Origin of the sequence: Devosia sp. Root105 (genome assembly GCF_001424865.1) — a bacterium.
Classification (GTDB): domain Bacteria; phylum Pseudomonadota; class Alphaproteobacteria; order Rhizobiales; family Devosiaceae; genus Devosia_A.
The window spans coordinates 32,904-59,595 of the sequence record NZ_LMCR01000009.1 but is presented as its reverse complement, the minus strand read 5'-3'; the positions used below and the strand labels follow the sequence as shown (position 1 = coordinate 59,595).

The 26,692-nt window shown below is 66.7% G+C and carries 26 protein-coding genes; 11 read left to right on the top strand and 15 right to left on the bottom strand.

All coding sequences use genetic code 11. The features are described from left to right. Window positions 1-46: 46 nt before the first annotated feature. Window positions 47-1,084, bottom strand: coding sequence for a mannonate dehydratase (locus tag ASC68_RS08360; protein ID WP_055877693.1), 1,038 nt, complete (start codon window positions 1,082-1,084; stop codon window positions 47-49). A 149-nt stretch (window positions 1,085-1,233) separates the two neighbouring features. Between ASC68_RS08360 and ASC68_RS08355 the strand changes: the two genes are divergently transcribed. The 3 genes from ASC68_RS08355 to atzF all read left to right on the top strand — a co-directional run bounded on the left by ASC68_RS08355 (window position 1,234) and on the right by atzF (window position 4,770). Next, a complete protein-coding gene (locus ASC68_RS08355; protein ID WP_055877692.1) occupies window positions 1,234-1,962 on the top strand; it encodes a FadR/GntR family transcriptional regulator in 729 nt (242 codons plus the stop codon). Beyond that, the gene (locus ASC68_RS08350; protein WP_055877689.1) at window positions 1,959-2,840 is read left to right on the top strand and encodes an SMP-30/gluconolactonase/LRE family protein; all 882 of its coding nucleotides are present in this window, start codon (window positions 1,959-1,961) and stop codon (window positions 2,838-2,840) included. Before ASC68_RS08355 ends, ASC68_RS08350 begins: the two co-directional genes overlap by 4 nt. A 214-nt stretch (window positions 2,841-3,054) precedes the next feature. Continuing rightward, window positions 3,055-4,770, top strand: coding sequence for an allophanate hydrolase (gene atzF, locus ASC68_RS08345; RefSeq protein ID WP_248310513.1), 1,716 nt, complete (start codon window positions 3,055-3,057; stop codon window positions 4,768-4,770). Between the two features lie 213 nt (window positions 4,771-4,983). On the opposite strand, the gene ASC68_RS08340 is transcribed toward atzF, so the two are convergent. The 9 genes from ASC68_RS08340 to ASC68_RS08300 form a co-directional block, all read right to left on the bottom strand. Further along, complete coding sequence (locus ASC68_RS08340; protein ID WP_055877687.1) at window positions 4,984-5,625, bottom strand: GntR family transcriptional regulator; 642 nt, start codon at window positions 5,623-5,625, stop codon at window positions 4,984-4,986. A 30-nt stretch (window positions 5,626-5,655) separates the two neighbouring features. Continuing rightward, complete coding sequence (gene hpxZ / locus ASC68_RS08335; RefSeq protein WP_055877685.1) at window positions 5,656-6,036, bottom strand: oxalurate catabolism protein HpxZ; 381 nt, start codon at window positions 6,034-6,036, stop codon at window positions 5,656-5,658. Then, window positions 6,033-6,698, bottom strand: a complete 666-nt coding sequence (locus ASC68_RS08330) for a cysteine hydrolase (RefSeq protein ID WP_055877683.1) — start codon at window positions 6,696-6,698, stop codon at window positions 6,033-6,035. The genes hpxZ and ASC68_RS08330 overlap by 4 nt, the downstream gene beginning before the upstream one ends. 337 nt (window positions 6,699-7,035) lie before the next feature. Then, window positions 7,036-8,550, bottom strand: coding sequence for an ABC transporter ATP-binding protein (locus ASC68_RS08325; protein WP_055877681.1), 1,515 nt, complete (start codon window positions 8,548-8,550; stop codon window positions 7,036-7,038). Continuing rightward, window positions 8,550-9,269: an isochorismatase family cysteine hydrolase gene (locus tag ASC68_RS08320; RefSeq protein ID WP_055877679.1), complete on the bottom strand. Its 720-nt coding sequence runs from the start codon at window positions 9,267-9,269 to the stop codon at window positions 8,550-8,552. Before ASC68_RS08320 ends, ASC68_RS08325 begins: the two co-directional genes overlap by 1 nt. After that, the gene (locus ASC68_RS08315) at window positions 9,266-10,282 is read right to left on the bottom strand and encodes a formamidase (RefSeq protein WP_055877677.1); all 1,017 of its coding nucleotides are present in this window, start codon (window positions 10,280-10,282) and stop codon (window positions 9,266-9,268) included. Before ASC68_RS08315 ends, ASC68_RS08320 begins: the two co-directional genes overlap by 4 nt. A 27-nt stretch (window positions 10,283-10,309) precedes the next feature. Continuing rightward, window positions 10,310-11,227, bottom strand: coding sequence for an ABC transporter permease (locus tag ASC68_RS08310; protein WP_055877676.1), 918 nt, complete (start codon window positions 11,225-11,227; stop codon window positions 10,310-10,312). Next, on the bottom strand, window positions 11,227-12,342 hold the full coding sequence (locus ASC68_RS08305) for an ABC transporter permease (protein WP_055877672.1): 1,116 nt from the start codon (window positions 12,340-12,342) through the stop codon (window positions 11,227-11,229). Before ASC68_RS08305 ends, ASC68_RS08310 begins: the two co-directional genes overlap by 1 nt. A 173-nt stretch (window positions 12,343-12,515) precedes the next feature. Further along, window positions 12,516-13,619, bottom strand: a complete 1,104-nt coding sequence (locus tag ASC68_RS08300) for a BMP family ABC transporter substrate-binding protein (RefSeq protein ID WP_055877668.1) — start codon at window positions 13,617-13,619, stop codon at window positions 12,516-12,518. Window positions 13,620-13,906: 287 nt separating this feature from the next. On the opposite strand from ASC68_RS08300, the gene ASC68_RS08295 reads away from it, so the two are divergent. The 3 genes from ASC68_RS08295 to ASC68_RS08285 are packed head-to-tail and all read left to right on the top strand — an operon-like array spanning window position 13,907 to window position 15,991. Further along, window positions 13,907-14,515 (top strand): Rieske 2Fe-2S domain-containing protein, encoded by a 609-nt coding sequence (locus tag ASC68_RS08295; protein WP_055877666.1) that lies wholly within the window; start codon window positions 13,907-13,909, stop codon window positions 14,513-14,515. Beyond that, window positions 14,512-15,375, top strand: a complete 864-nt coding sequence (locus tag ASC68_RS08290) for a hypothetical protein (RefSeq protein WP_055877663.1) — start codon at window positions 14,512-14,514, stop codon at window positions 15,373-15,375. The genes ASC68_RS08295 and ASC68_RS08290 overlap by 4 nt, the downstream gene beginning before the upstream one ends. Beyond that, window positions 15,368-15,991, top strand: coding sequence for a glutathione S-transferase family protein (locus ASC68_RS08285; RefSeq protein ID WP_055877660.1), 624 nt, complete (start codon window positions 15,368-15,370; stop codon window positions 15,989-15,991). Before ASC68_RS08290 ends, ASC68_RS08285 begins: the two co-directional genes overlap by 8 nt. Before the next feature lie 222 nt (window positions 15,992-16,213). Here ASC68_RS08285 and ASC68_RS08280 read toward each other — a convergent pair whose 3' ends face one another. After that, window positions 16,214-16,516, bottom strand: a complete 303-nt coding sequence (locus ASC68_RS08280) for an acylphosphatase (RefSeq protein WP_055877655.1) — start codon at window positions 16,514-16,516, stop codon at window positions 16,214-16,216. Between the two features lie 291 nt (window positions 16,517-16,807). Then, on the bottom strand, window positions 16,808-17,791 hold the full coding sequence (locus ASC68_RS08275; RefSeq protein WP_055877653.1) for a LacI family DNA-binding transcriptional regulator: 984 nt from the start codon (window positions 17,789-17,791) through the stop codon (window positions 16,808-16,810). A gap of 175 nt (window positions 17,792-17,966) precedes the next feature. On the opposite strand from ASC68_RS08275, the gene ASC68_RS08270 reads away from it, so the two are divergent. From ASC68_RS08270 to ASC68_RS08250, 5 genes are read left to right on the top strand one after another with little or no spacing between them, the layout of a single operon-like run. Then, window positions 17,967-19,076: a BMP family ABC transporter substrate-binding protein gene (locus ASC68_RS08270; RefSeq protein WP_055877650.1), complete on the top strand. Its 1,110-nt coding sequence runs from the start codon at window positions 17,967-17,969 to the stop codon at window positions 19,074-19,076. A 6-nt stretch (window positions 19,077-19,082) separates the two neighbouring features. After that, entirely contained in the window at window positions 19,083-20,627 is a 1,545-nt protein-coding gene (locus ASC68_RS08265) for an ABC transporter ATP-binding protein (protein ID WP_055877647.1), read from the top strand. Further along, the gene (locus ASC68_RS08260) at window positions 20,624-21,691 is read left to right on the top strand and encodes an ABC transporter permease (RefSeq protein ID WP_055877644.1); all 1,068 of its coding nucleotides are present in this window, start codon (window positions 20,624-20,626) and stop codon (window positions 21,689-21,691) included. The genes ASC68_RS08265 and ASC68_RS08260 overlap by 4 nt, the downstream gene beginning before the upstream one ends. Beyond that, window positions 21,688-22,608: an ABC transporter permease gene (locus ASC68_RS08255; protein ID WP_055877643.1), complete on the top strand. Its 921-nt coding sequence runs from the start codon at window positions 21,688-21,690 to the stop codon at window positions 22,606-22,608. The genes ASC68_RS08260 and ASC68_RS08255 overlap by 4 nt, the downstream gene beginning before the upstream one ends. A 24-nt stretch (window positions 22,609-22,632) precedes the next feature. After that, the gene (locus ASC68_RS08250) at window positions 22,633-24,021 is read left to right on the top strand and encodes an ADP-ribosylglycohydrolase family protein (protein ID WP_055877640.1); all 1,389 of its coding nucleotides are present in this window, start codon (window positions 22,633-22,635) and stop codon (window positions 24,019-24,021) included. Window positions 24,022-24,195: 174 nt separating this feature from the next. Here the strand turns inward: ASC68_RS08250 and ASC68_RS08245 are convergent, their stop codons facing one another. The 3 genes from ASC68_RS08245 to ASC68_RS08235 all read right to left on the bottom strand — a co-directional run bounded on the left by ASC68_RS08245 (window position 24,196) and on the right by ASC68_RS08235 (window position 26,528). Next, window positions 24,196-25,179 (bottom strand): fumarylacetoacetate hydrolase family protein, encoded by a 984-nt coding sequence (locus ASC68_RS08245; protein ID WP_055877637.1) that lies wholly within the window; start codon window positions 25,177-25,179, stop codon window positions 24,196-24,198. A gap of 8 nt (window positions 25,180-25,187) precedes the next feature. Next, on the bottom strand, window positions 25,188-25,481 hold the full coding sequence (locus tag ASC68_RS08240; protein WP_055877635.1) for an antibiotic biosynthesis monooxygenase family protein: 294 nt from the start codon (window positions 25,479-25,481) through the stop codon (window positions 25,188-25,190). 264 nt (window positions 25,482-25,745) lie between these two features. Then, window positions 25,746-26,528 carry an IclR family transcriptional regulator gene (locus ASC68_RS08235; protein WP_055877632.1) on the bottom strand — a complete coding sequence of 261 codons (783 nt, stop codon included), beginning with the start codon at window positions 26,526-26,528 and terminating at the stop codon, window positions 25,746-25,748. Window positions 26,529-26,692 lie beyond the last annotated feature (164 nt).

Here is a 26,692-nt window from a genome sequence, read left to right as displayed (position 1 = left end):
CTCCACCAGCTTCGCTGGTCCCCCTCCCCCGCCACGCGGGGGAGGATCAGGAGAGTCCGGCGCCTCTACCCCCTTGCGCCCCATACGGATCCCAGCCATTGGCCTGGAACAGCGCAATGATGTACCCGAAGCAGAACGCGAACGCCGTTTCCATCGAGTTGTCGGCATCGATATGCGGCACGTGGTCGGGCATGATCATGCCGTCATAGCCGACCTCGTGGTAGATCTTCAGCGCCGCCGGCATGTCCATGTCGCCATTGTCGGGGAACTCCTCGGTGAACGAGTAGCGGCCGCCCTTGATGTTGCGGAAGTGCACGTTGAAGATCTTCTTGCGGCTGCCGAACCAGCGGATCACTTCGCCGATTTCGGAGCGTGGATCTTCCATCCCTTCGGCCACCGTACCCTGGCAGAAATTGAGCCCGTGATAAGGGCTCTCGGAGGTCTGGACGAAGCGCATCAGCCCTTCGACGCTCGACAGCACGCGGCTCTCGAAGCCGCGATAGCCCGGCGGCGTCATCGGGTCGTGCGGATGGCAGGCGAGCCGCACTTTGTTGGCGGTGGCGACCGGCACGACGCGCTCGAGGAAATACTCGATGCGGCCCCAGAACTCTTCCGACGAGACCTTGCCGGCAATGGTCAGCGTGTCGCCATCCGTCGCCTGGTCAGAGCGCCAGGTCGAGAGCTTCTGCCCGCCGCGACCGGTCTCGGATTCGGTGCGCGGAATGCCCAGCACGTTGAAGTTGTACTTCGCCGCCCCGATCCCCGCTTCGGCCAGCGCCTCGATGATGCGGCAGATGCCGTCGATCTCGCGGTCGCGCTCGCCCGGCTTGCCGAGCACGATGCCCGGTGACTGGTGCTTGCGTTCGATGCCCGACGAGGGCAGCGGCAGTTGCACCATGTCGAGCACCAGGCCGAACTTCGAAACATGCTCGGCGTGCCGCATCAGGATATCGCGATCCCACTGCCAGGGGTCGCCTACCGGGTCGATGCACACATGCTTCACCCCCAGTTGTGCCAGCTGCCTGAGGTAGCGGTCGCCCACTTTGGCGAACTGATCGCCGCCGAGCTGCGTGCCTACGTACATTCATTCCCTCCAAAAATATGACTTCTTCAAAGTAGTATGATAGTTTCTCCCCATCGGCAACGGGGGCAATGCGCTGCGCCTCTTCCGCAACCCGCTTGCCCCGCTTATGAATGCTCTGAGACCCCCAGCCGAACGGCCCCGAAATCCTGATGTCTTCCAGCCCTGCCATCCACCTCACCGACCGGGTCAAGCTCGACCTGTTGCGGCTGATCGAGACCAACGCGCTCAACCCCGGCGACAAGCTGCCGCCGGCCGATCGGCTGTGCGAGCAGTTTTCGGTCAGCCGCACCGTGGTGCGCGAGGCGATTGCCAGCCTCAAGGCCGAGGGCCGGCTGCGCTCGCTGCGCGGCAGCGGCGTCTATGTCAGCAAGCCTCCCCTGCCCGCCGGCGGCCTCTCCATGCTGATGGCGGCGCCTGAAGAGATCGGCGACGTGCTGGATTTCCTCGAGTTCCGCATCAGCGTCGAGGTCGAAGCGGCGGGGCTGGCGGCCGAGCGCCGGACCGAGACCAACCTGCTCCGCATGGAGCAGGCGATGACCCAGTTCAACCGCCACCTCAGCGACAACACGCTCGCCACCGATGCCGACCGCGCCTTCCATCGCGCCATCGCCGACGCCACCAACAACAAGCGCTTCCGCCTGTTCGTCGACGAGATGGGCGAGCGGCTGATCCCGCGCCGCGCGCTGGGCGCCAGCTTCTCCGACGACAAGAGCAAGTCGGAGTTCCTCGACGTCATCCGCACCGAGCACCAGCGCATCTTCGATGCGATCAGCGATCGGAAGCCCGACGAGGCCCGCGTCGCCATGCGCCAGCACCTCGAAGGCGGCCGCCGCCGCTATCGCGAATGGAGCCTCGCGCACGAGGATACCGAGCAGTGAACGCGCCCGAGATCACCATCGTCGCCGCCGACCGCTGCGATATCGGCGAAAGCCCGGTCTGGGACGAGCGCACCGGCCTGCTCTACTGGGTCGACATCACCCCCGGCACCATCCACCGCATCGATCCCGCGACAGGCGTGCGGCAGCGCTGGGAATTCGGCGAACCGGTCGGCGCACTCGGACTCTGCCGCTCTGAAAAGCTGGTCGTCGCGCTCAGGAGCACGGTGATCCTGTTTGACCCGCGCGACGGCAGCCGACAGTCGCTCGCTGCGGTTACGCACAGGAAGCCCGAGATGCGGCTCAACGACGGCAAGGTCGGCCCCGATGGCGCCTTCTGGGTCGGCTCGATGGATGCGAGTGGCGAAGCCAACCCCGCCGGCGTGCTCTATCGCGTCGCTGCCGATGGCAGCGTCAGCGTCATCACCGAGGGCTTTCGGATTTCCAACGGCCTTGCCTGGGATGGCGCGGGCACCCGCATGTACCATTCGGACTCGCGCGGCATCTGGGTCGATATCTACGATTTCGATCCGGTCAGCGGCGCAGCCAGCAACCGCCGCCGCTGGCTCGAGCTCGACGAATTGACCGGCCGCCCCGATGGCGGCGCCTGCGACATCGATGGCAACTATTGGTCCGGCGGCGCCTCGGCCAGCCGCCTCAACTGCTTCTCCCCCGAGGGCAAGCTCCTCCGCTGGGTCACCCTCCCCAACCTCCGCCCCACCATGCCCTGCTTCGGCGGCCCGGATCTGAGCACGCTATATGTTCCCAGCCTCAGCACCGGGGTGCCGGCCGAGGATCTGGCGAAGTGGCCGCTGTGTGGGGCGATGGTGAGCTTTGCGAGTGGCACCAGGGGCGTGCCGGTCGGCAGGTTCGCGGACTAACGATTGGCCACCGGCGGTGGCCCCATCGTCCCCTCGCCCCTCCTAGGGGGCGGTGTGGCACGGCCATCGATCGGCCCCACCCACCTGCATCACTTCGTGCATCCAGATCACATCTGCACATTTTTTCTGCATATCATTCGTCAATGCACACATCGCTGTGGGCCGGCACGTGAGTCTGTGCATAATCAGCTCGACCATCATCGAGGGCCGAGCCTTGCAGATTTCTCCCGTCACCGCCGTCCAGCGGGCCCTCGCCGCCCTTGCCGCCTATGACGACCCCGCAACCTTCATCAGCCTCAAGCCTGAAGCCGCGCTGCTGGCCGAAGCCAGAACCCTCGAAGCCGCCGGCCCGGTCGACAAGCCGCTCTACGGGCTGATCTTCGCGGTGAAGGACAATATCGACGCGGCTGGCCTCCCGACCACCGCCGCCTGCCCCGACTTTGCCTATACCCCCGAGGCTTCCGCCTTTGTCGTCGCGCGGCTCGAGGCAGCCGGCGCCATTGTACTGGGCAAGACCAATCTCGATCAGTTCGCCACCGGCCTCGTCGGCGTGCGTTCGCCCTATGGCGTGCCGCGCAATGTGCAGCGCGCCGACCTGGTGCCTGGCGGTTCGAGCTCCGGCTCGGCTGTCGCGGTGGCCGCCGGCATCGTCGATTTCGCGCTCGGCACCGACACCGCCGGTTCGGGCCGCATCCCCGCCGGAATGAACGGCATTGTCGGGCTGAAGCCGACCCTCGGCCTGTTCTCAGCCAGCGGCATGGTACCCGCCTGCCGGACACTCGATACCATCTCGGTCTTCGCCAGAGACGTCGCCACCGCCTTCCGCGTCACCACGGTGGCCGCCGCCTACGATGCCGCCGACGCCTTTTCGCGCCCGCTGCCGGCGCCCGCCCTCTCGGCCGCGCCGCCAAGCCTACGGGTCGGCGTGCCGCTACCGGCGCAGCGGAAATTCTTCGGCGACGCGGCGGCCGAGGCCTCCTATGCCGCCGATCTCGAACGCCTCGCGGCGCATGGCGCCGAGATCATCGAGGTGGATTTCGAGCCGCTGCACGCGGTGGCCCGGCTGCTCTACGAGGGCCCGTGGGTGGCAGAGCGCTATGCCGCGACCAAGCGCCTGCTCGAGGCGAGCCCGGATTCCTTCCACCCGGTGACCCGCAAGATCATCGAAGGCGCCCGCGGCCTCACCGCTGTCTCGGCCTTCGAGGCGACCTACCGGCTGATGGATCTCAAGCGCGCCGTGGCGCCGCTGCTGGCCCGGCTCGATTGCCTCGCCGTGCCGACCGTGCCGCGCGCCTACACCGTGGCGGAGCTCGAAGCCGACCCGATCACCCTCAACTCCAACCTCGGCAGCTACACCAACTTCGTCAACCTGCTCGATCTCGCCGCCCTCTCGGTGCCGACGGCCGCCCGCTCCGACGGTTTGCGCGGCAGCCTGACACTGATCGGCCGGGCCGGCAGCGACGGCTATCTCGCCGGCATCGGCGCGGCGCTCACGGGCGAGGTTCTGGACGCTCCGCTGCGGGCAACGGCGGAGCGCATCGAGATCGCCGTGGTCGGTGCCCATCTCTCCGGCCTGCCGCTCAACGGCGAACTCACCGGCCTCGGCGGCAGCTTCCTCCGCGCGGCCACCACCACGCCCGACTACCGGCTCTACGCCCTCCCCGGCACCACCCCGCCCAAGCCCGGCCTGCTGCGGGTCGCCGACGGCACGGGCGCCGGCGTCGCCACCGAAATCTGGTCGCTCGACGCGGGCGGCTTCGGCGCGTTCGTCGCCAAGATCCCGTCACCCCTGGGCATCGGCACGCTGCGATTGGCGGATGGCACCACGGCCAAGGGGTTCGTGGTGGAAGCCGAGGCGGCCAAAGGCGCCCGCGATATCTCGGAGTTCGGCGGGTGGCGGGGGTTTTTGGCGGCCGAGGTGACGGGCTAGCGAGCCACCGGCAACCGACAGACCGGTGCGGGAAGAGCACCCCCACCCCTGTCCCCTCCCCGCAAGGGGGAGGGAGACGCTCTCACTGGCGTCAGTGTTTTGGTCTCCTCCCCCCTTGCGGGGGAGGGACAGGGTGGGGGGTGCTCTGTACGAGCCGAACTATCCCCACGCCATATGCGGTTGCCCTAGCGGGAAGCGAAGAACGTTCGTCGGCTAAACCCGGCTAAACCGCTCATACGCATCGCCGACAATCGCGATGTGCTTCCGCATCGCGGCCTCCGCCTCACCGCGGTCCCCGCGCAATATCGCTTCGACGATCAGCCCGTGTTCGGCATGCGATTGCTGCAGCCGCCCGCGCGCCCCGAACTGCGCCCGGCGGAACGGCTGCAGCCGTTGCCGGGTCGAGATGGTGATCTCACTGAGATAGGCGTTATGCGCCCCCTCGTAGATCGCGGTGTGGAACGCGTCATTCGCCTCGGCATAGCCGGTATTGTCGCCGGCCCTGACGATCCCGGCCATAGCAATGTGCTGCGCATCGAGCGCATCGCGCTCGGCCGCCGTCATCATCTGGGCGCAGAGCCCGGCGCACAGCGCCTCGAGATAGCCCATCACCTCGAACATGCCGGCAAGCTCGTCCGGCGCGGGCTTTGCCACCAGGGCGCGGGCATGCGGCTTCTGGTCCACCAGGCCGCTCGCCGCCAACAACCGCAGGGCATCGCGCACCGGGGTGCGCGACACCGCGAACTCGCTGGCCAGCAGCGTCTCATCGAGCGGCGTGCCGGGTTCCAGCTCGCCGGCAATGATGCGGCTGGCCAGCACGCGGCGGATCTCCTCGCCGGAGGTGCGTTTCAGCATAGTCCCCTCTAGTCCCTGCGTAGTTGTGATCTACGCGTCGATGACGCTGACATGCGCCGCCGCGACGCGCCAGCCATCCGGCATCCGTATCCACGTCTGCATCTGCCGTCCAACCCGCCCGGGGACGCTGTCATGCGAAAACAGCGTCGCGGCAATAGCGGTGTCCGGCCCATAGGTGGTGATCACCGTCTCGGCGAGCCGCCGGTCGGCCCCGGTGGAACGGCGCAGCAGCCGGAATGCCCGGATCGCCTCGCTGCCATAGAGGTTCTCGGCGATGCCGTAACGGACGGTCATCGGGCTATCGAGGAACAGCTCGTCGAGCACCGCCACGTCGTTGGCGACCAGCGCCGCCTCATAGCGCTCGAACACCGCCGTGACCTCGGCCAGCACCGCCGGATCATTGATCATCATGCCTTGACCGCCCCTTCGAGCGCCGCGAGCGGCGTCACCCAGCCGACAATGCCGCCCTGCGCCGCGATCATCTTGAGGGTCGTCGCCTTGAACTCAGCAAAATAGCTCTCGGTCGCATCCTCGATCAGCAGGCACTCATAGCCGCGATCATTGGCCTCGCGCATCGAGGTCTGGACGCAGACCTCCGTGGTGACGCCGGCGAACACCAGATGGGTGATACCGAGCTCCACCAGTTGCTCGTGGAGGCCCGTGGCCCAGAACATCCCCTTGCCCGGCTTGTCGATGACCATCTCGCCTTCGAGCGGCGCCAGCGCATCGACAATCTGGTTGCCCGGCTCGCCCCGCACCAGCAGACGCCCCATGGCGCCCATCTCGCCGATATGGAGGCTCGGGTTGCCACGCCGGATTTTCGAAGGCGGGCAGTCGCTGAGATCCGGCTTATGCGCCTCGCGCGTATGAATCACCGGCCAGCCCTGAGCCCGGAACAGCGCCAGCAGCGCCGCCGTCGTCGGGATGATCGCCTCGAGCCGTTTGACGTCATTGCCGAGCGAATCCCCAAAGCCGCCGCGCTCGATGAAATCGCGCTGCATGTCGATGACGACGAGCGCCGTATGCGCGGGGTCGAGCGCATAGGGATAGGGCCGCGAGGGAACGGAGATCATCGGGGAACGCCCATGACGAAGGAGCCGCGGCAGGGGATGTGGAGGACGAGGTAGTCGGCGGGGCCGGCGGGCCACCGGCGGTGCGATGATCCTCCCCCGCGTGGCGGGGGAGGGGGACCAGCGAAGCTGGTGGAGNCTTCGGCGGTCCCCCTCCCCCGCCACGCGGGGGAGGATCACTGAGAGGCTGCCGACCCCAAACCCAATCCCCCCAAGCAGTCTGGTGAGGGGGCCCCTGCCACGGACCCAATCGAGGGCCCCCTCACCCGGCGCTGCCCACCGCCAGCCTCTGCCCCAGCTCCGGGGTTTCGTCTGCCCTGTCGCGGTCGCAGCGTCCATCTCAATGTCCCGCCATGTGTTGTCCGATGGTGTTCCGGTCGGTGTCCTCGATGCGGGCTACGTAGTTGATCGTGCCGCCCGACATCACCGCCACCCGGTCGGCGAGTTCGAGGATCTCGTCGAGGTCCTCGCTCACCAGCAGCACCGCCGCCCCGCGGTTGCGCTGCTCCATGATCTGGCTGCGGATATCGGCCACCGAGGCGAAATCCAGCCCGAAGCAGGGGTTGGCGACGATCAGCACGTCGACGTCGCCACTGAGCTCGCGCGCCAGCACCGCCCGCTGCACATTGCCGCCCGACAGCGTCTCGATCGGCGCATCCGGCCCCTGGGTTTTCACCCGATACTTGGCGATCAATTCCTTGGCCTTCTCGCGCATCGGCCCGGGCGACATCCACCAGCCGAGCTTGGCCACCGGCGGCTTGTCGAAGGAGCGGAACGCCAGGTTCTCGGCGACGCTCATCCGCGGCACGGTGGCGTTCTTCAGCGGCTCCTCGGGCAGGCCGAACACCTTGTAGCGATCGAACGACCCGCGCTTGGGCCGGAAGAACTCGCCATTGATGTAGATGCCGCCATCCGACAGCGGCCGCTGCCCACTGAGCGCCTCGACCAGCGCCGATTGCCCATTGCCCGATACCCCGGCGATGCCGACGATCTCGCCGGCTTTCACCTTGAGATTGACCGACTTAATCGCCGGCAACCCGTCATTGTCCTCGGCAAACAGCCCCGCGAGCTCCAGCCGGTCCGCCCCCTCATTGTGCTTCTTCCGCGCCGCGCGCTCGCGGATCGCCGTATCGCCGATCATCATGGCGCTCATGTCCGGCACGCCGACCGTCTTGGCATCGCCCGCCCCGGTGAAGCGACCGCGCCTCAGCACAGTGAAGTGGTCGCAGAACGCCTTCACCTCGCGGAACTTGTGCGAGATCATCAGCACGGTGATCTCTTTGCGGTCGGCCATGCCGCCAAGCAGCCCCAGCATCTCGTCGGCCTCGCCCGGGGTCAGCACCGAGGTCGGCTCATCGAGGATCATGAAGCGCTGGTCGAGATAGAGCAGCTTCAGGATTTCGAGCTTCTGCTTTTCGCCCGCCGACAGCGACGAGACCGGCGTATTCATCGGCACCCGGAACGGCATCTCGGCCATGAAGGCCTCGAGATGCTTTTTCTCTTTCGCCCAATCGATAATGGCCGGCGCATCGGCACGCGAGATCACCAGGTTCTCCGCCCCGGTGAGGCAGGGCACCAGGGTGAACTGCTGGTAGACCATGCCGATGCCATTGGCCCGCGCATCCCTGGGCGAGCGGATCGCGATTTCCTGGCCGTCGAGCCTGACCTGCCCCTTGTCGGCGCTGTAAAAGCCCATGATGCATTTGACCAGCGTCGACTTGCCGGCGCCGTTCTCGCCGAGCAGCGCATGGAACGAGCCGGCTTCGACCTTGATCGACACATCGTCGAGCGCCACCAGCGGCCCGAACACCTTGGTCATGCCGATGGCTTCGAGCGAAGGCGCGCGACCGGCCATCACAGCACCTCGATCAGTGCGGCGGAGGTCGCCACCGCGCCGAACACCCCGCCCTGCATCTTGATCATGTCGATGGCGGCGAGGTGGTTGTCGTATTTGGTGGCGGCGCAGCAATCCTCAAGCAGCACGCATTCGAAGCCGCGATCATTGGCCTCGCGCATCGTGGTGTGGACGCAGACATCGGTGGTGATGCCGGTGAGCACGATGTTGCGGATGCCCTTGAGCCTGAGGATCAGCTCGAGGTCGGTGGAAGCGAACGAGCCCTTCCCCGGCTTGTCGATGATCGCTTCGCCCGGTTCGGGCGCCAGCTCGGGGATGATCTCCCAGCCCGGCTCGCCCCGCACCAGGATGCGCCCCTGCGGCCCCTGGTCGCCGATGCCGGCGCCGATCCGCTGCGAGCGCCAGCGCTTGTTGGCCGGCAGGTCGGAAAGGTCCGGCTTGTGGCCCTCGCGGGTGTGGATGATCGGATAGCCCTTCGCCCGGAACGCAGCCATCAACCGTTTCAGCGGTTCAATGGGAGCCCTGGTGAGCGAAATGTCGTAGCCCATCGAGTCGACATAGCCGCCCGGCCCGCAGAAATCGGTCTGCATGTCGATGACCACCAGCACGGTATTGTCGGGCCTGAGGTCGCCATCATAGGGCCAGGCATAGGGCGTCGAGGCGATGGTCTTGCCGCCGGGCACGGCAGGAGCATCGATGCGTTCGTCGGCAAGGCTCATTCGGCAGCCTCCTGCAATGTCTCGCCATAGCGGCGGGTCGGCTTGGCAAAGCCCGAGGGCGTGCCGTCGGTGATTTTCACGCTCGCCTCCCAGGGCAGCCGGTACTGCCCGGCGACGAGATCGTGCATGAAGCTGTAGGGGCAATCCTGCGCGCCACCGTCGACGGCGGTGAAGCCGCGGTGGCCGAGCTGGTAGATGTTGTTCTCGACGCCCCAGTTGGCCCGCGCCTCGCGCACCAGATCAGGGCGCACCTCGGCGGTGATGATCTCGTCGGCCCGCCCCGTCGTGCCCTCGGCGATAATGCTGCCGTCGAAATCGACGATCATCGCCTCGCCCATCGAGTCGAACGTGCCGTCCGAGCCGCACATGCAGACATTCGCCGTCACCATCAGGTTGTGAAAACTGTTGGCCTGGTTGGTGAAGCGCCAGGCCTGCCGGATCGGTGAGGTGTAGCCGGCGGTGCGCAGCATGATCTCGGCGCCCTTGTAGGCCGCCTCGCGGGCCATCTCGGGGAACATGCCGTCGTGGCAGATGATCAGGCTGAGCTTTGCGCCCTTCGGACCCTCGATGACGGGAATGCCCAGATTGCCCGGCTCCCAGGGTTCCACCGGCACCCACGGGTGGAGCTTGCGATAGTAGAGCTTCAGCTCGCCCTGATCATCGATGACGATGCCGGAATTGTACGGGTTGCCGCCGGGGTTGAGCTCCATGATCGAGAAGCACCCCCAGATCCGGTGCTCCTTGCAGGCCGCCTTGAACGCTGCGACCTCCGGCCCATCCAGCGAACACATGATCGCCGGGTTGGTATCCATCGACAGCCCGTGCAGCGCGTATTCGGGGAACACCACGAGATCCATGGTCCCGAGGTTCCGTCGCGCCTTGCCGACCATCTCGACGATCCGCGCCGTCTGCCGCTTGAGGTCGGCGGGGGTTGCCACCACCGGCAGTTGCAGCTGCACCAGCCCGATCACCACGCCATTGTCGGATTTGTTGAGACCGCCAAGTCCGCTCATGACAAAGCTCCACTCATCGGAACGCTCCTACTTGGTGATCGACAGTTCGCCCGGCACATCCCGCGCCGCGGCTTTCGAGCCGGCGGAAATAATCATGATGATCAGCGTCAGGATGTAGGGAGCGGCGTTGAAGAAGTAGTAGCCCTGGGAAATGCCGATCGATTGCAGCGAGGGCCCGAGGGCTCCGGCGGCGCCGAACAGCAGGGCGGCGAAGATGCACTTGATCGGGTCCCAGCGCGCAAAGATCACCAGCGCCACCGCCATCAGCCCCTGGCCGGAGCTGAGCCCCTGGTTCCAGCTGCCCGGGTAGTAGAGCGACAGGAACGCCCCGCCGATGCCGGCAAGAAAGCCGCCCGCCGCGGTGGCAAGGAAGCGCACCAGGTCGACCGATACGCCCATCGCCTTGGCCGAAGCGGCGCTGTCGCCGGTCATCCGGACGATCAGGCCCCAGCGGGTATTCCTGAACGCCCAGAACATGAAGACGGCCAGCGCGATGCCGACAAAGAACAGCGGGTTGACCTGCAGCGCCTGCGCCAGAGCCGGGTTGCCGGTCCAGTCGCCCAGCGGAATGGCGTCGAGCCGCGGCGCCGTGGGCTGGATGAACGGCTTGCCGAAAAAGAAGGCGAGGCCTGTGCCGAAACTCATCATGGCGATGCCGACGGCAATGTCGTTGACCCGCGGCAGCTTGCAGATATAGCCGTGCAGCGCGCCCAGGAAGAGCCCCGAACCGCCGGCGGCGAGCACGCCGAGCCAGGCATTGCCGGTAAGGTAGCTCACCGCATAGGCGACCATGGCGCCGAGCACCAGATTGCCCTCGAGCCCCAGGTTGATGCGCCCCGATTTCTCGGTGAGCGTTTCGCCCAAAGCCACGAACATGAAGGGCGTCGACACCCGGATGGCGCCGCCAAGCATGGCGATGAGCACGGTGACCAGCGCATTGTCCATCAGGTCCGCTCCCCCATTGCCTTGGGCTGGAAGATCTTCAGCCGCCCGTAGAAGGTCTCCGACACCAGGAGCACCACGAACATCATCCCCTGCAGCACCAGGATCGTCGCATCAGGCATCCCCATCCGCCGCTGGATCACCCCACCGGCCGCCGCCAGCGCCCCGAACAGGATCGCCACCGGGATCACCGCCAGCGGGTTCTGCCGCGCGAGGAAGGCAACGAGAATGCCGGTAAAGCCATAGCCGGCGACCAGCGAGGCATTGGCCTGGCCGTGGATCGCCGCGACTTCGAAGAAGCCGGCGAGCCCGGCGGCGGCGCCCGCAATGGCGCAGCAGACCACCATCAGCCAGCCCACCGGCAGGCCCTGCGCCCGCGCCGCCCTGAGGTTGCCGCCGGTCATCCGCGCCGCAAAGCCGAACGTGGTGCGGCTCATCAGCACCCAGAGCAGCAGCGCCAGCACCACGCCCGCCGCAAAGCCCCAGTGCACATCGGTGCCGGGGATCGAGCCGATCCGGTAGGCATCACCGATCGGCATGGTCGAAGGCTTGTTGGCCGAGGCCGGGTCGCGCAGCGCCCCCTCGACGAAGAAGTTCATGATGGCGATGGCGATGTAGCTCATCAGCAGCGAGGCGATGGTCTCGTTGACGCCGCGCGCATATTTGAGCCAGCCGGTGAACCCCACCCACAGCCCGCCGGTCACCACCGCCGTCAGCGCCATGACGAAGAGCGTCAGCGGCGGCGGCACGGCGCTCGAGACCAGCGGGATGGCGATGGCGGCGGCGCTGAAGCCGCCCAGCACCAGCGCCCCTTCCCCGCCGATCATGGTGAGCCCGATGCGCGCCGGAATGGCGAAGGCGAGGCCCGTGAGGATCAGCGGCGCGGCGCGCTGCAATGAATTCTGGATCGAGAACGACGAGCCGAAGCCGCCGGTCCAGATCAACTGGTAGAACTGGATCGGGTCCTTGCCGATGGCGAGGAGGAACAGCGCGAACAGCACCGCTGACACCACCAGCGCCCCGATCGGGATGCTCACCGCCTCGGCCAGCCTCAACAGTCCGAGGCTCGGCCCGGCCTTGGCCGGGATCGCAGCGGTATCGGCGGTTTCAGCGGTCATGGTCTGCCTCGCATCCGGTGGTCGTGGACCCCCACCCCTGTCCCCTCCCCGCGAGGGGGAGGGAGACCAAAACACCAGCCTCAGTGTGGGCGTCTCCCTCCCCCTCGCGGGGAGGGGACAGGGGTGGGGGGCGGCGCGCGCCCGGCCCCCGCGTTCGCCAGCAAGCCGTCAGATCACGTAATCGACCCCTGCACGCCCTCGAGCAGCCAGTTCATGCCGTCGAGATACGGATCGTAATTGTCGTAGTCCTTGTCGACGACGACGTTGCCGGCATTGTCCTTGAGCGTGCCCTTGTAGATCGGGGCGCCGGCGACCAGCGCCGCGATGGCGGCGTCGGCCGCAGCGATCGCCTCGGGCGTCGCGCCTGCGCCATAGGGCGTGTTGCGCAGCATGTCGTTATTGTAGCCGCCGACCAGGAAATTGGGCGGGGTTTTGCCGGCGGCGATGTCGTCGGCGTAGGATTTGTAGATCGTCTCCCACTTGTATTCGGCGCCGGTGATGAAGCCCTTGGGCGCCAGCGGCGCCTGGCTGGCATTGTGGCCGGCGGTCTTCACCCCGCGCCCCTCGGCGGTCTCGATCACCACCTTGGGCGAGTCCACATGGCAGGTGATGACTTCGCAGCCGGCATCGACCAGCGCATTGGTGGCCTCGGCCTCGCGCACCGGCAGGCTCCACTCGCCGGTGAAGATCACCTGCACCGTGGCATTGGGGTTCACCGAACGCGCCCCGAGCAGCGCCGAGTTGATGTTGGACAGCACCGACGGAATGGGTTTGGCCGCGACGAACCCGATCTTGCCGCCCGAGGAGAGCCCGGCCGCCACGCCGTTCACGTAATGCGCCTGGTTCAGGTACGGGAAATACGAGCCGGCATTGGCCGGGTCCTTGTCCTTGTTCCACAACGGTGCCGCGTGCCGGAAGGTGACGTCAGGATACTTCTTGGCCAGTTCGACCACGAACGGGTTGTAATAGCCGAACGAGGTGGCGAGGATCAGGTTGGCGCCATCGAGGTTGATCATCGACTCCATGGACTTGGCCACGGCGTCGGTCTCGGGCACATTCTCTTCTTCCACCACGGTGATGCCGGGCAGTGCCTTCAGCGATTCCACCGATACGGCATGCGCCTGGTTCCAGCCGAAATCGTCCTTCGGCCCGACATAGACAATGCCCAGCACGACATTGGTCTGCGCCCGGGCGATCCCGAATGGCAGCGCCGATGCGGCAAGCCCGGCTGCACCGACCTTGAGCAACCTGCGGCGTGAGATAGCGGTTAGTGTCATGACGTCTTCCCCTGGATTGCACCTTTGGGCGCCGCCTTCTAAGCCCGGCGCCGGTATCCACCGAGGTCAATGCAATCCATGTGCCAAGCCGGAGCGGCGCCCAGTCAGCGCCATTCCATCAACGATTCCAGTGCATTGAGTGGAATGGCCGGAGAATGCCGCTTGCCCGGCCCGAGCAATGAATGCTTAATGCATCCGCACGACCGATCGAGTTGCCCATTCTTTGATCACATGCACGTGCATTGCATACAATGCATTGACCATCGCTAACCAAGGACGTCTCGCCCATGGCTGACTGGATACCGATTGCCCTGAGCCGCGATGTGCCCGTCGGCATTACCCGGGCGGTGATCGTCGACACCCGCGAGGTGATGATCTGGCGTGGCGAGGATGGCGTGGCGCAGGTCTGGGAGGATCGGTGCCCGCATCGCGGCATGCGGCTGAGCCTCGGCTTCGTGCGCGGCAACGCGCTGAACTGCCTCTATCACGGCTGGCAATATGGCGCCGGCGCCAACTGCCTGCGCATCCCGGCCCACCCGGATCTGACCGTACCACCGACCATCCGCGCCAATGCCTATGCGGCCACCGAGACCGGCGGCATGGTGTGGATGAGCAGCGACAGTGCGGACCCACCGCCGCTGCTGCCGGCGCTGACCCCGGTGCTCAGCCTCGCCGTCGAAGCGGCGCCGGACCGCGTGCTTGCTGAACTGGGCGGCTCGACCGCCAAGCCGCTTGTCGCCCTGCCCTTCGCCGGCGGCACCCTGCAGCTCGGCTGGCACCGCGCCCATGCCGCAAAGACCATGCTGCACGCAACTGGCACCGGCGCCGATATCGCCGCCGCCACGGCGCATCTGCGTGCCCTGCGCCAAAACCTCGAACAGGGAGCCGCGGCATGAGCCTCACCGACGACCAGGCCGCGCTCGACCAGTGGTACACGCTCGGCGCGCTCCAGGATTTCCCCGCAGGCGCCGAGGTCCCCTCTCGCCTCCTCGGTGAAGATCTTATCGTCCGCCGGCTTGCCGATGGCGTCGAAGTCCGCGCCGCCGGCCGCGCCCTCCCCGTCCGCACCGACTACGGGCACCTGTGGACCAGTTTCGGCACGCCGGAGCGCGAGCTGTTCGAGCTGCCCGAAAGCCGCGAACCGGATCGGCGCTGGATCCATTGCGGCCCGGTTCGCGTCCGCGCCTCCGGCCTGCGGCTGGTCGAGAATTTCCTCGATCTCGCCCACTTCCCCTATGTCCACACCGATATCCTCGGCTCCGAGGCGCATCCGGAGGTGGCCAAGTACGAGGTCGAGCAGCGCCGCGATGTCGACGAACTCTGGGCCACCAAATGCGAGTTCTACCAGCCCAAGGCCGCCGCCGCCTCCGACGAGGGCCAGATCAGCAAGTACATGTACCGGGTGGTGAGCCCCTTCAACGTCATGCTCTACAAGACCCCGCCCACCGCGCCCGACCGCTGGGACGTCATCGCGCTGTTCGTGCAGCCCGCCGATGAGGCGGTGTCGGTGGCGCATGCCTTCATGCTGGTGATCGACGACACCAGCACCGATGCCGAACTCAGCGCCTTCCAGCAGATGATCTTCGTCCAGGACAAGATCGTGCTCGAGAACCAGCGCCCCTCGCTGCTGCCGCTGCAGCCGGGCCGCGAGACCCCGACCCGCGCCGATCTGAGCTCGGTGCTCTACCGCCGCTGGCTCAAGGAAAAGCAGCTCCGCTTCGGCACGGAACCCAGAACGGACCTGCCGCATGCCTAAGCTCTACGACTATGTGCTCTCGGGCAGCTGCTACAAGGTGCGCCTGCTGCTCAGCATGCTCGGCATCGCCTATGAAACCCAGGCCGTCGACTTCTTCCCCGGTCGCGAGCACAAGCGTCCGGAATTCCTTGCCCTCAACCCACTCGGCCAGCTGCCGGTGTTCGAAGACGCTGGCCTCGTCCTCCGCGACGCCCAGGCCATTCTCTGCCACCTCGCCAATACCTACGACGCGTCAGGCCAGTGGCTGCCGCGCGACGTGCGCTTCGGTTCCGTGATGATGTGGCTGAGCTTTGCCGGCGGCGAGCTGATGGCCATCTCCGGCGCCCGGATGATCGCCATGCTGAACTACCCCGGCGATCTCGCCGCGTTGCAGGCAAGGGCCCGCACCGCCCTCCGCCTCCTCGACGACCACCTCGCCGACCGCGCCCAGGCCGGCGGCCTCTGGCTCGTCGGCGCCACCCCGACCATCGCCGACATCGCCACCTTCCCCTACGTGGCACTGAGCCACGACGCCGGCATCGGCCACGAGGATTATCCGGCAATCAACCTCTGGCAACGCCAGGTACGGAAACTGCCGGGATTTGTAGGGATGCCCGGGGTGCCGGATTATTTTTGAGCCCTACCGCTGAGCCCTCAGTCGGCATCCCTCTCCCGCTTGCGGGGGAGGGGGGACCAGCCGAAAGGCTGGTGGGAGNGGCGGGAGGGGGTGCCCCACGCACTGATCGTGGGCGGATGGGGCAGGCGCTAGCGTTTGCGGCACCCCCCTCCCACCAGCCTTTCGGCTGGTTCCCCCTCCCCCGCAAGCGGGAGAGGGCGCCCGACTGCGGGCTGCGGAGGATCAGCGCACCTCAAACCCATTCCCCACCGGCCCCGCCTCGTCCACCGCTTCGATCGTCTCGACCAGCGCTTCGAGCGGTCCCAGCGTGCAGGCCATTTCCAGCGCCCCGACCAGCGCCTCAGGCCCGGCCGCGACCAGCGTCACTGCCGATCCGTCAGCGCTCACCCAGCCGCGGATATCGAGCCAGCGCGCCCGTTCGGCGACGAATTCCAGATAGCTCGCCACCTCCAGCCGGCCGCTGATCGCATAGCGCCGGCGCACCGGCGCGCCGCCTTCGACATCGGTGGAATAGTGATTGTGCATCGCTCGAACCCTAAGCCGTTTCCACCCTTGTGGTCGAGCCGCACTCGATCCTCGCCACAGCGTCCCCTCTCCCCTCTGGGGAGAGGGTCAGGGTGAGGGGTAGCCAAGCACATCGGCCATGAAAAATGCCGGTATCGGCCGGCCGGAACAGGTCCAGAGCGCTCGGCGCCCCTCACCCAGTTCCGCTACGGACCTGTCGGTCCTAGCTGCACTACCCTCTCCCCCCGCGGACGCTCTCGCGTCCGCTAGGAGGGGCGAGGGGGCGTGGTGGCGCCGCCAGTGCAAACGCCCCTAGCCCACCCGCGCCGTCGAGCCGCGTTCGACCAGTGTCACCGGCAGCACCAGGTCCTCGACCGGCCGCTGCCGATCGTCGAGCCGCGAGATCAACAGGTCCGCGGCGCGGCTGCCGAGCTCGGCCAGCGGCTGGCGGATAGTGGTCAAATCGATCAGCGGCCAGCTCGCCCATTGCATGTCGTCGAAGCCGAACACCGACACGTCGCCGGGCGCGCTCATGCCGCTATCCTTCAAGACGCTCAGCGCCGCGATGGCGACGAGGTCGTTGACGCAGGCGATCATCGTCACCTCGCGCCGGCGGATGGCGGCCACCGCCTCGGGCGGCAGTTGCGGCACCAGCTGGACGTTCACTTCCCAAACCAGCTCCACCCGCCCCGCTGCGGCATCGACGAACCCCTGGCGGCGCTCGAAGCTGCTGGTGAGATCCTGGAAGCCCGACAGCATGCCGATGCGGCGATGCCCAAGCGCGATGGCGTGCTCGGCCATCAGCCGGCCGCCCGCGTAGTGGTCGGCATGCACGCTGTCGAGCCCGGGGAATTTCGCGTCGAGCGAGACGATCGGGAAGATCGGCGGGTCGGCAAGCTTGAATTTTGGGTGCAGCAGCGCCACCGCGCCATCGACGCCATGCTTGGCGAGGGTACGCACCACCTTTTCCTCGCGCATCGGCGCATTGCCGGAATCGATCACCAGCGTCGCATAGCCATGCGCCTCGGCGCGCAACTGCACCGCCTGGGCGATTTCCGGGAACACCGGGCTGGTGAGGGTGGGCAGGATACAGCCGATAATGTTGTTGCGGCCGGTCTTCAGCGCCCGCGCCGCATTGTTGCGCGAATAGCCGAGCTCCTTCGCCACGCGCCGCACCAGCGCATCAACTTCCGGCGTTACCTTGTTGAGATCGTTGAGAACATAGGACACCGTCGCCGAGGAGACCCCGGCGACTTTCGCCACATCCTTGATGGTCGGGCTCCTGCCCCTGCTCATCTGATCCCCATGCCCCGCCGTCGCCATCTGTGGACGAAGTTCGTAGCGTTGCCAAGTGGTTAGCGGACTACGACGAAATCTGTCTTGACTCCCCCTATAGCACCTCGCTTATCTATTTACACGATTAAACGACCTGATCGTTCAGTTTCATCGGATCGCTCTGGAGGAGTTTTTCATGACTAAATCGATAACCCGCGTGGCGCTGCGCCGCGCTGCCCTCGGGCTGGTCAGCGCCACTGCGCTGCTCGCCGCCACCGCCGCCGGCACGCTCGCCGCCGACAAGGTGCTGCTGCTGGTCAACGGTGCGCTCGGCGACAAGTCGTTCTTCGACTCGGCCAACAAGGGCATCGAGGAGATCAAGGCGAAGTACGGCGACGAGGTCGAGACCAAGGTGCTCGAGATCGGCGACGATCCGACCGGCTGGGAGCCGGCGCTGCTCGAAGTCTCCGAGCAGGATTGGGACCTGATCATCGGCGGAACCTTCTCGCTCAGCGAAACCCTGGGCGCTGTGGCCGAGCAGTACCCGGACAAGAAGTACATCCTGTTCGACGCGAGCCTGCCCTTCGAAGGCGGCGCCTACCCCAATGTCTACGCCGTGCAGTACAAGCAGAACGAAGGCTCCTATCTCGGCGGCATCCTCGCCGCGGGCCTCTTGAAGTCGGGCCTCCCGGCTGACGCCGGCACGGCGCTCGGTTTCCTCGGCGGCATGGATATCCCCGTCATCAACGACTTCCTCGTCGGCTATATCGCCGGCGCCCAGTCGGTCACCCCAGACGTCAAGGTCTCCGTCGCCTATGCCGGCTCGTTCACCGATGCGGCCAAGGGCAAGGAACTGGGGCTCGCCCAGTATCGCTCCGGCGTGGCGCTCGGCTTCATCGCCGCCTCGCAGGCCGGCCTCGGCCAGGCCGCTGCCGCCAAGGAGACCGGCAAGTTCGTGCTCGGCGTCGATTCCGACCAGGAAGCGATCTTTGCCGAGAGCGATCCGGCGATTGCCAGCCAGGTGGTGAGCTCGGTGCTGAAGAACGTCGATGTCAGCCTCGTCCGCGCCTACGACCTCTACAAGCAAGGCAAGCTCCCCTTCGGTTCGGCCGAAACGGTCGGGCTCGCTGAAGGCGCCGTCGGCATCGTCGAAACCGGCAATTACGAAAAGCTCGCTTCGGCCGAGACCAAAGCCGCCATCGCCGACGCAAAGGCCAAGATCGCTTCCGGCGAAGTGGTCGTGCCGACCGCCTTCGGCATGGACACCGCGGCGATCAACGCCATCCGCGACGCCGTCCGTCCGTAAGCGCCGATGAGCAACTCGCCGCAAATGGTCGAGGGCCCCATCGTCTCGTTCCGGGGAGTGTCGAAGACCTACCCGAACGGCACCGTGGCCCTCACCGATGCCGCCTTCGATATTCGGAGGGGTGCAATCCATGCCATCTGCGGCGAGAATGGCGCCGGCAAATCCACCCTGATGAAGATCCTGTTCGGGCTCGAAAGCCCGAGCGCCGGACAGGTCCTGATCGATGGCGCCGCGGTCGACACAGCGACGCCTGATTTCGCCGGCAAGCACGGCATCGGCATGGTGCACCAGCATTTCTCGCTGGTCCCCATCCTCACAGTCACCGAGAACATCATCCTCGGCCACGAGCCGCGCCGCTCGATCTTCATCGATCGCAGCAAGGCGCGCCGCCAGGTGGTTGAATTGACTCAGCGCTTCGATCTTGCGGTCGACCCCGATGCGCGCACCGACACCCTGTCGGTCGCGGCGCAGCAGAAGGTCGAGATTTTGAAGGCGCTATCGCGCGATACCCGCCTGCTCATCCTCGACGAGCCGACCGCAGTGCTGTCGCCGCCCGAAATCGAGGAGTTGTTCAACCGCCTGCGCGACCTCTGCGCCGCCGGCATGACCATCCTCTTCATCTCCCACAAGCTGCACGAAGTGCGGGCGCTGGCCGAAACCGTCACCGTGCTGCGCGCCGGCAAGGTGGTGGGCACCACGCCGCTCGCCGAAGTCGACGACACGACAATCACCCGCATGGTGATGGGCCGCGATGTCGACGTGCCGCGCCGCCAGCGCCAGCGCACCGACGCGCCGGTGGTGCTCGAACTCGACCGCGTCTCCACCCGCTCGCGCGACCCGGCCGACCGCATCGAGGACATCTCGCTATCGATCCGTGCCGACGAGATCGTCGGCATTGCCGGGGTCGATGGCAGCGGCCAGCGCGGCCTCGTCGGCGTGCTGAGCGGGCTGATGCATCCGGGCACCGGCAGCATCCGCCTTGCCGGCGCCGACATGTCTCGCGCCAACGCGCCCGACTGGCGCAAGGCCGGCCTCGCCTACCTGCCGGCCGATCGCTATGCCCGCGGCGGCACTGCCGCCTTGAGCCTCGCCGACAACGCCATTGCCGGCACCGATGGCGACAAGGCGCTGCAATGGGGCCCGTTCCTCCGTCGGGGCGCCATCCGCAAGCGGGTGCAACAGATGATCGCCGATTACGCGGTGCGGGCCGGTGGCACCGGCGAGCGGCTGGATTCGCTCTCGGGCGGCAACGCCCAGAAGCTGATCGCGGCGCGTGAACTGGCCGGTTCGCCGAAACTGCTGATCGCCGACCAGCCGACCCGCGGCGTCGATGTCGCCGCCGCTGCCCTGCTGCATGGCCGCATCGACCTCGCCGCCCGCAACGGCGCCGCCGTGCTGCTGATCACCGCCGATCTCGATGAACTGCTGCGCCTCGCCGACCGGGTGCTGGTGCTGTTCAACGGCCGGATCGTCGCCGATCTCGCAAACCACGCCGGCCTGACGCCCACAGCGCTCGGCCCCTATATGCTCGGCCTGGAGACGGCCGCATGACCCGCTCCATTCTCGCCGGCCTCACCGAATTTGCCCTCACCGCGCTGGTCATCGCCTTGGTGATCCTTGCCGTACTGGTGCCGCTGGCGCTGTCGCAGCCCGACCCGCTCGAGGTACTGCGGCTGTTCGTCCTCGGCCCCTTCGGCACCATCCGCCATATGGGCAACATCCTCGAAGCAGCGACGCCGACCATGATGACCGGGCTTGCCGCCACCATCATTTTCCGCGCCGGCATGTTCAACCTCGGCGTCGAGGGCAGCTTCTTTCTCGGCGGCCTCGCCGCTGCGGCGACCGCCGTGCTGCTGCCGCTCACCGGCTTTGTCGCGACGCCTGCGGCGATCCTGATCGGCGCCCTGGTCGGCTCGCTCGCCTGTATCGTCCCGGGTTACCTGCGCGTGCGCTTCGGCGCTTCCGAAATGGTCAACTCGCTGGTGCTGAACTTCGCCTTCCTGTTCGCCGGCGTCTATGTACTCAACTACGTGCTGCGCGACCCCAATGCCGGGGCGCTGATGTCCTACAAACTCCCCGGTGATTTTACCCTCGATCGGCTGCTGCAGGGCACCCGCCTCCATACCGGGGTGATCATCGCCTTCGTCGCCTGCCTCCTCGGCGGCATCTGGCTCTATGGCACCCGCTCCGGCCTCAATGTCCGCATCGTCGGCTCGAGCCCCGGCTTTGCCAGCCATCTCGGCCTCGCCTCGTCGAAACTCCTGATGCAGGCGCAGATCGCCGGCGGGCTGATCGCCGGCATGGCCGGCGCCATCGAGGTGCTCGGGCTCTATAGCCGCTTCTCCTGGACCGGGCTGCCCGGCCACGGCTGGACCGGCATCACCGTTGCCATCCTCGCCCGCGAGAACCCGTTCCTCGTCATCCCCGCGGCTCTGTTCCTCGCTTATCTCCAGGTCGGCGGCGACATGCTGGCGCGCAATCTCGACGTGCCCAGCGAGATCGTCGGGCTGGTCACCGCCGCCATCATGCTGGCGGTCACCGCCGCCGCCATCTTCCGCCACCCGGCCTTCCTGCGGCTGATCCGCGACATCAAGGGTCAGGAGCAAGGCGCATGATCGAGTTCTTTGGCGCCATCGCCGACCCCGCCGTTTTCGCCACCGTGCTGCGGGTGATGACCCCGCTGCTGCTGGCGGCCTTGGGCGTGCTGATCTCCGATCGCGCCGGGGTGCTGAACATCGGCATGGAAGGCATCATGCTGTCGGGTGCGCTGATTGGCGTCTTGGTCAGCGCCGCCACCGCCAACCCGTTCCTCGGGCTGTTCGCCGCGCTTATCGGCGGCGGCCTGCTCGGAGCGCTGATGGCGTTCTTCATCAACGGACTGGGCACCCAGTTCATCATTACGGGCATCGCGTTGAACATGGCGGCGCTTGCCGCAACGACGCTCGGCCTGTTCCTCGCCACCGGCGACAAGGGGATGTCGGGCGCCCTGAAAAGCGGCGTGCTGCCCAATCTCGACATCCCCTTGCTCGGCGGCGTGCCGATCCTCGGCCCGCTGCTTTCCGGGCACCATATGCTGACCTATCTCGCCATCCTCGCCGTGCCGGCGGTCGCCATCATGCTGGCCCGCACGCCGTTCGGCCTCCATATCCGCGCCGTCGGGTCCGACCCCAAGGCGGCGGCCGCCGCCGGTATCTCGCGCAACCGCGTGCAGCTCTATACGCTGACCCTCTCGGGCGTGTTCGGTGGCGCTGCCGGCGCTTATCTCTCAATGGGTTATGTCAGCTGGTTCGCGCAGAACATGACGGCTGGGCGCGGCTTCATCGCGCTCGCCGCCGAGGTGATGGGCATGGGCACCGCCTGGGGCACCTTTGCTGCCGCCGCCGTGCTCGGCATTGCCGAAACCGTCGCCATCACCATGCAGACCAAGGGCCTGCCCAGCGAGCTGATGCAGATGATCCCCTACATCGTACCCGCCGTGATGCTCACCGTTTACGCGGCGCGCCGACAGGCCAAAGCCCGCAAGATTTCCTGACCACCCCTAGAACGAAGGTAGCCCATGAAAGCCTGGGAACTGACCCGCGACCTGCTGCGCGACACCCTGCCGATCGTCCGCACTGCCGAAGAGCAGACCTGGGACGCCAGCGCCATCATGAATGGCGGCGACATGCTGATGGCGATGTACTGGCAGAGCAACGTGCCCGGCTCCGCCGCGCCCGAATGCCTGATGGCCGGCGCGCTGCAGTCGCTGGAGAGCAAGGGCTTCGTGCTTGCCCCCTATGGCGAACTGCTGCAGCAGGGTCTCGATGCCCTGGCGAAGAAGGACTACGAAACGCTCTACACCATCGACTATCGCCTCCGCTCCATCATGCGCGCCGCCGTGGCCGATCCAAATCACAAGAGCCAGCAGACCCTGCGCTACCCCGATTGGGCGGCCTTCGACGCCGACGTCAGCTGGCCCGCCGATACCGCCGTCGATGTGGCGAGCGCCGATTTCGTCGACCGCACCCGCGCTGCCTGGCTCGGCCAGCTGGTCGGCGCCGCCGCCGGCACGGCGCTCGAGGGCTATACCGCCGAGAACATCGCCAAGGTGTTCGGCCCGATCCGCGATTACGTGCGCGAGCCCAACACCTATAATGACGACATCACCTTCGAGATCGCCTTCCTCGAGGCCTTCGCCGACAAGGGCCACGCCGTCACCGGCGCCGATATCGCCGAGCGCTGGACGGCGCTGATCCCGATGGGCTGGTCGGCCGAAGCCGTGGCGCTCGCCAGCATCCGCCGTGGCCTCTTGCCACCCCTCACCGGCTCGCTCGATAACCCCTTCGACGAGTGGATCGGCGGCCAGATGCGCGGCACCATCTGCGGCATGGTCGCCCCCGGCCAGACGCGCGAAGCCGCCCGCCTCGCCTATATCGACGCCGAGATCTCCGCCGCCGGCAACGGCATCCTCGGCGAAGTGTTCAACGCCGTGCTCGCCGCCCGCGCCTACACCGAGACCGACAGCAAAGCGCTGCTGGTTTCGACGATCGCGCTGTTCTCGACCCGCACCGAATACGGCGCCGTCCTCGCCTTCGCCCTCGACGCCTGCCGCAACTCGGCCGATTGGCAGACCGCCTGGGCCAAATGCGACGCCGAGTACATCGAGTACAACTGGATCCACGTCTACCCCAATGCCGCCGCGCAAGTGGTGGCGCTGTGGTTCGGCAATGGCGATTTCGACCTGACGCTGGAGATCATCTGCGGCATCGGCCACGACGTCGATTGCAACGCCGCCCAGATGCTCTGCGTCCTCGGCATCCAGCAGGGCAGCTCGATCATCGCCGACCGCTGGTCCGCTCCCCTCTTGGTCGACGACATCGTCACCTACATGCGCCGCCCGGCAAAGATCGCGTTTGATGATCTGGTCGGGCAGACGGTCGAGGCGGTGCGGAAGGCGCGGGGCTAAGGCCCGTGCGCTTGGCGCCCCTCACCCCACGGATGAGGCCTTCAGCCTCATCCGCCGCCCTCTCCCCAGAGGGGCGAGGGGACGCACTTTGCACCAGCAGCGCCACGACGCCCCCTCGCCCCTCTGGGGAGAGGGTGGGGGTGAGGGGCGCCAAGCACACCGGCCTCGGCAGCCCTACCCGATCGCATTACTCAGCGTGCCCAGCTGATCCATCGTCAGCACCACCTTGTCGCCCTTGGCCAAGGTCTTGCCGACTTCCGCGGCCGAGCCACCACCCACCGTGCCACTGCCGAAAATCTCACCCGCCACCAGCATTTCGTTCGTCGAGGCGTGGGCGATCATCTGGTCGAAGCGCCAGTGCATGGTCGAGGTGCTGGTGTCGCACCAGGGCTGGCCGTTGACCGTGGCTTGCATGCGGAGCGCGTAGATGTCGGGGATCTCGTCCGCCGTCACCAGCCAGGGCCCGAACACGTGGCCCTTTTCGAAATCCTTGCCCTTGGCGGGCCCGAGGCCCACCGACATTTCGCGCTGCTGAATCTCGCGGGCGCTGAAGTCGTTGTAGATCATGTAGCCGTAGATATGGCTGAGCGCATCGGCGCGCTGGATATTGCTGCCGCCGCGCCCGATCACGGCCGCGAACTCGAACTCGAAATCCATGTTGGTGGCGTAGGCCGGCATCGGCACGATATCGCCATCGGCACCGACCGCCGAGGGGTTGCCCTTGTAATAGACCGGCAGCTCGTACCATTGCGGCGGGATCTCGCGCCCGAGCTTTGGGTAGATGTTTTTGAGGTGCGTCTCGAACGCCATGAAGTCGCGGATCAGCGGCGGCCGCGGCACCGGCGCCAGCAGCTGCACCGCGTCGGGCGCGAACACCAGGGTCGCGCCATCCGGTCCGGTTTCGTCTTTCGCCGTCACCCAGTCGAGGGCCGACTGCGCCGCATCGAGCGCCGTCAGCCCGTTCTGGATGAAGGCCACCATGTCCGAGGGGATGGTGGCGGCGGCAAGTCGCGCCGCCCCTTCCTGCGATGCCCCGTTATCCCCCAGCACCGCCCGATAGGCCGACTGCAGGTCGGCATAGCGGCCATCCGGCAGCACGGCGCCGATCCGGGTTACGGGACCGGTGACGGTGAAGAGCTTGAAGGAAACGAGGCGCATCTCAAACCTCAGGAGATGGCGAGTTCGTAGAGCTCGCGCTCGCGCTTTTCGAGCATCGGGATCACGGTGCCCTCGATGATCGACTTGAAGTGCGGCGTCTCACGGTGTGCGGCCAGCGCTGCGGCATCGACATAGTGCTCATAGAGCACGATCAGGTTCTCGTTCTCGGTCGATTTCGACACCTGGTAGAACTTGCAGCCCGGCTCGCCGGCTTCCACCAGCGGCTTCATTTTGACGAGTTCGGCCAGCACCTTCGGCACGTTGCCCGGCTTCGTATGGTACTTGGCGATCAGGACGATCATTGCGGTTCCTTCCCTATGTGTCCGCTGGTCAAATCGTTCAATATGTTGAACGATATTCTCGGTATTGAACAATCTATGGCGTCGAAGACGATGTCAATGTAGACGGCAGTCGTAGTTGGCTGATGGTGCAACGAGGCACAGTTCTAACCACCAACTCGGTGTCATCCCTGCGAATGCAGGGACCCAACTCGCCCCCCGCGCCAGCCGATGGGGTCCCAGCTTTCGCTGGGATGACACCCGGTGGGCATGCGTCGCTGAAGCCGCTCAAGTATTCCCGCCGAGCCGGTGGCTGAGCTTGTCGGCCAGCGCCCGCACCGCGTGGCTGACCTGGGCCCGCGAGGTGTCGTTGACCTCGCCGCGCAGCAGCCCGATGGCGATGCCGGCCACCGCGTGATCGTCGCTGGCGTTGAACACCGGGGCGCCGAAGCACACCATGGCGTCGCGTAGCTGCCCGTCGTCGATCGAATAGCCGCGCTCACGGGTCTCCTCGAGCTCGCGCATCAGCGTCTTGAGGTTGGGTACGCTCTGCTTGGTCCACGGTTCTGGCCACTCGTCGCCGAACAGCGCCTCGACCTCCTCGGGCCGCATCGTCGACATCATCGCCTTGCCGGTGGCGGTGAACGGCGCCGGCAGGCGTACGCCGGGCCGGAAGCTGACCCCGAGCGGGTCGGTGCCGCGCCGGCAGGCGACATACATCACTTCGCGCCCCGTGAGGATCGAGAGGTTGATCGCCTGCTCCGAGATCAGGTCGGTCGCCTCGGCGATGCGCATGAACTCCTGTGTCAGGTCGCTCTGGCCCTCGAAGGCGTTGGCCCAGCTGAGCACGTGCGGGCCGACCGCGAACTGCGACGGCCCCACCCGCATCATCAGGCCGAGATCGACCAGGGTATGGCAAAGCCCATGCACCGTGCTCTTGGGCAGGTCCAGCATCCGCGCCAGCTCCGACACGCCCTTGGGCTTGCCGCCGGTACTGAGCGCATCGAGAATTTTCTTGGTCCGGACCAGCGCGGGGACGGCCTTACCCCGCTGCTCGGTGTCTTCGATCATTGGCTATCCATTCTCCTTGCCCCGAGTTTAGGCATTAGCGACCTGCGGGACCAGCGTGCAAGCAGTTCACTCGCACCGGTCTCTCCATGATCCTCCCCCGCGTGGCGGGGGAGGGGGACCGCCGAAGGCGGTGGAGGGGGCGGCAAGACTCGCCCGCTTGGGCT

Coding starts and splice junctions, on each gene's coding strand:
- ASC68_RS08235 (WP_055877632.1), bottom strand. CDS start 26,528: ATGATCGAAGACACCGAGCAGCGGGGTAAGGCCGTCCCCGCGCTGGTC.
- ASC68_RS08285 (WP_055877660.1), top strand. CDS start 15,368: ATGCCTAAGCTCTACGACTATGTGCTCTCGGGCAGCTGCTACAAGGTG.
- ASC68_RS08325 (WP_055877681.1), bottom strand. CDS start 8,550: ATGGCCGGTCGCGCGCCTTCGCTCGAAGCCATCGGCATGACCAAGGTG.
- ASC68_RS08310 (WP_055877676.1), bottom strand. CDS start 11,227: ATGGACAATGCGCTGGTCACCGTGCTCATCGCCATGCTTGGCGGCGCC.
- ASC68_RS08295 (WP_055877666.1), top strand. CDS start 13,907: ATGGCTGACTGGATACCGATTGCCCTGAGCCGCGATGTGCCCGTCGGC.
- ASC68_RS08290 (WP_055877663.1), top strand. CDS start 14,512: ATGAGCCTCACCGACGACCAGGCCGCGCTCGACCAGTGGTACACGCTC.
- ASC68_RS08260 (WP_055877644.1), top strand. CDS start 20,624: ATGACCCGCTCCATTCTCGCCGGCCTCACCGAATTTGCCCTCACCGCG.
- ASC68_RS08280 (WP_055877655.1), bottom strand. CDS start 16,516: ATGCACAATCACTATTCCACCGATGTCGAAGGCGGCGCGCCGGTGCGC.
- ASC68_RS08355 (WP_055877692.1), top strand. CDS start 1,234: ATGTCTTCCAGCCCTGCCATCCACCTCACCGACCGGGTCAAGCTCGAC.
- ASC68_RS08340 (WP_055877687.1), bottom strand. CDS start 5,625: ATGCTGAAACGCACCTCCGGCGAGGAGATCCGCCGCGTGCTGGCCAGC.
- ASC68_RS08240 (WP_055877635.1), bottom strand. CDS start 25,481: ATGATCGTCCTGATCGCCAAGTACCATACGAAGCCGGGCAACGTGCCG.
- ASC68_RS08275 (WP_055877653.1), bottom strand. CDS start 17,791: ATGAGCAGGGGCAGGAGCCCGACCATCAAGGATGTGGCGAAAGTCGCC.
- ASC68_RS08320 (WP_055877679.1), bottom strand. CDS start 9,269: ATGAGCCTTGCCGACGAACGCATCGATGCTCCTGCCGTGCCCGGCGGC.
- ASC68_RS08250 (WP_055877640.1), top strand. CDS start 22,633: ATGAAAGCCTGGGAACTGACCCGCGACCTGCTGCGCGACACCCTGCCG.
- ASC68_RS08305 (WP_055877672.1), bottom strand. CDS start 12,342: ATGACCGCTGAAACCGCCGATACCGCTGCGATCCCGGCCAAGGCCGGG.
- ASC68_RS08300 (WP_055877668.1), bottom strand. CDS start 13,619: ATGACACTAACCGCTATCTCACGCCGCAGGTTGCTCAAGGTCGGTGCA.
- ASC68_RS08360 (WP_055877693.1), bottom strand. CDS start 1,084: ATGTACGTAGGCACGCAGCTCGGCGGCGATCAGTTCGCCAAAGTGGGC.
- ASC68_RS08330 (WP_055877683.1), bottom strand. CDS start 6,698: ATGATCTCCGTTCCCTCGCGGCCCTATCCCTATGCGCTCGACCCCGCG.
- ASC68_RS08245 (WP_055877637.1), bottom strand. CDS start 25,179: ATGCGCCTCGTTTCCTTCAAGCTCTTCACCGTCACCGGTCCCGTAACC.
- ASC68_RS08315 (WP_055877677.1), bottom strand. CDS start 10,282: ATGAGCGGACTTGGCGGTCTCAACAAATCCGACAATGGCGTGGTGATC.
- ASC68_RS08265 (WP_055877647.1), top strand. CDS start 19,083: ATGAGCAACTCGCCGCAAATGGTCGAGGGCCCCATCGTCTCGTTCCGG.
- ASC68_RS08255 (WP_055877643.1), top strand. CDS start 21,688: ATGATCGAGTTCTTTGGCGCCATCGCCGACCCCGCCGTTTTCGCCACC.
- ASC68_RS08270 (WP_055877650.1), top strand. CDS start 17,967: ATGACTAAATCGATAACCCGCGTGGCGCTGCGCCGCGCTGCCCTCGGG.
- hpxZ (WP_055877685.1), bottom strand. CDS start 6,036: ATGATGATCAATGATCCGGCGGTGCTGGCCGAGGTCACGGCGGTGTTC.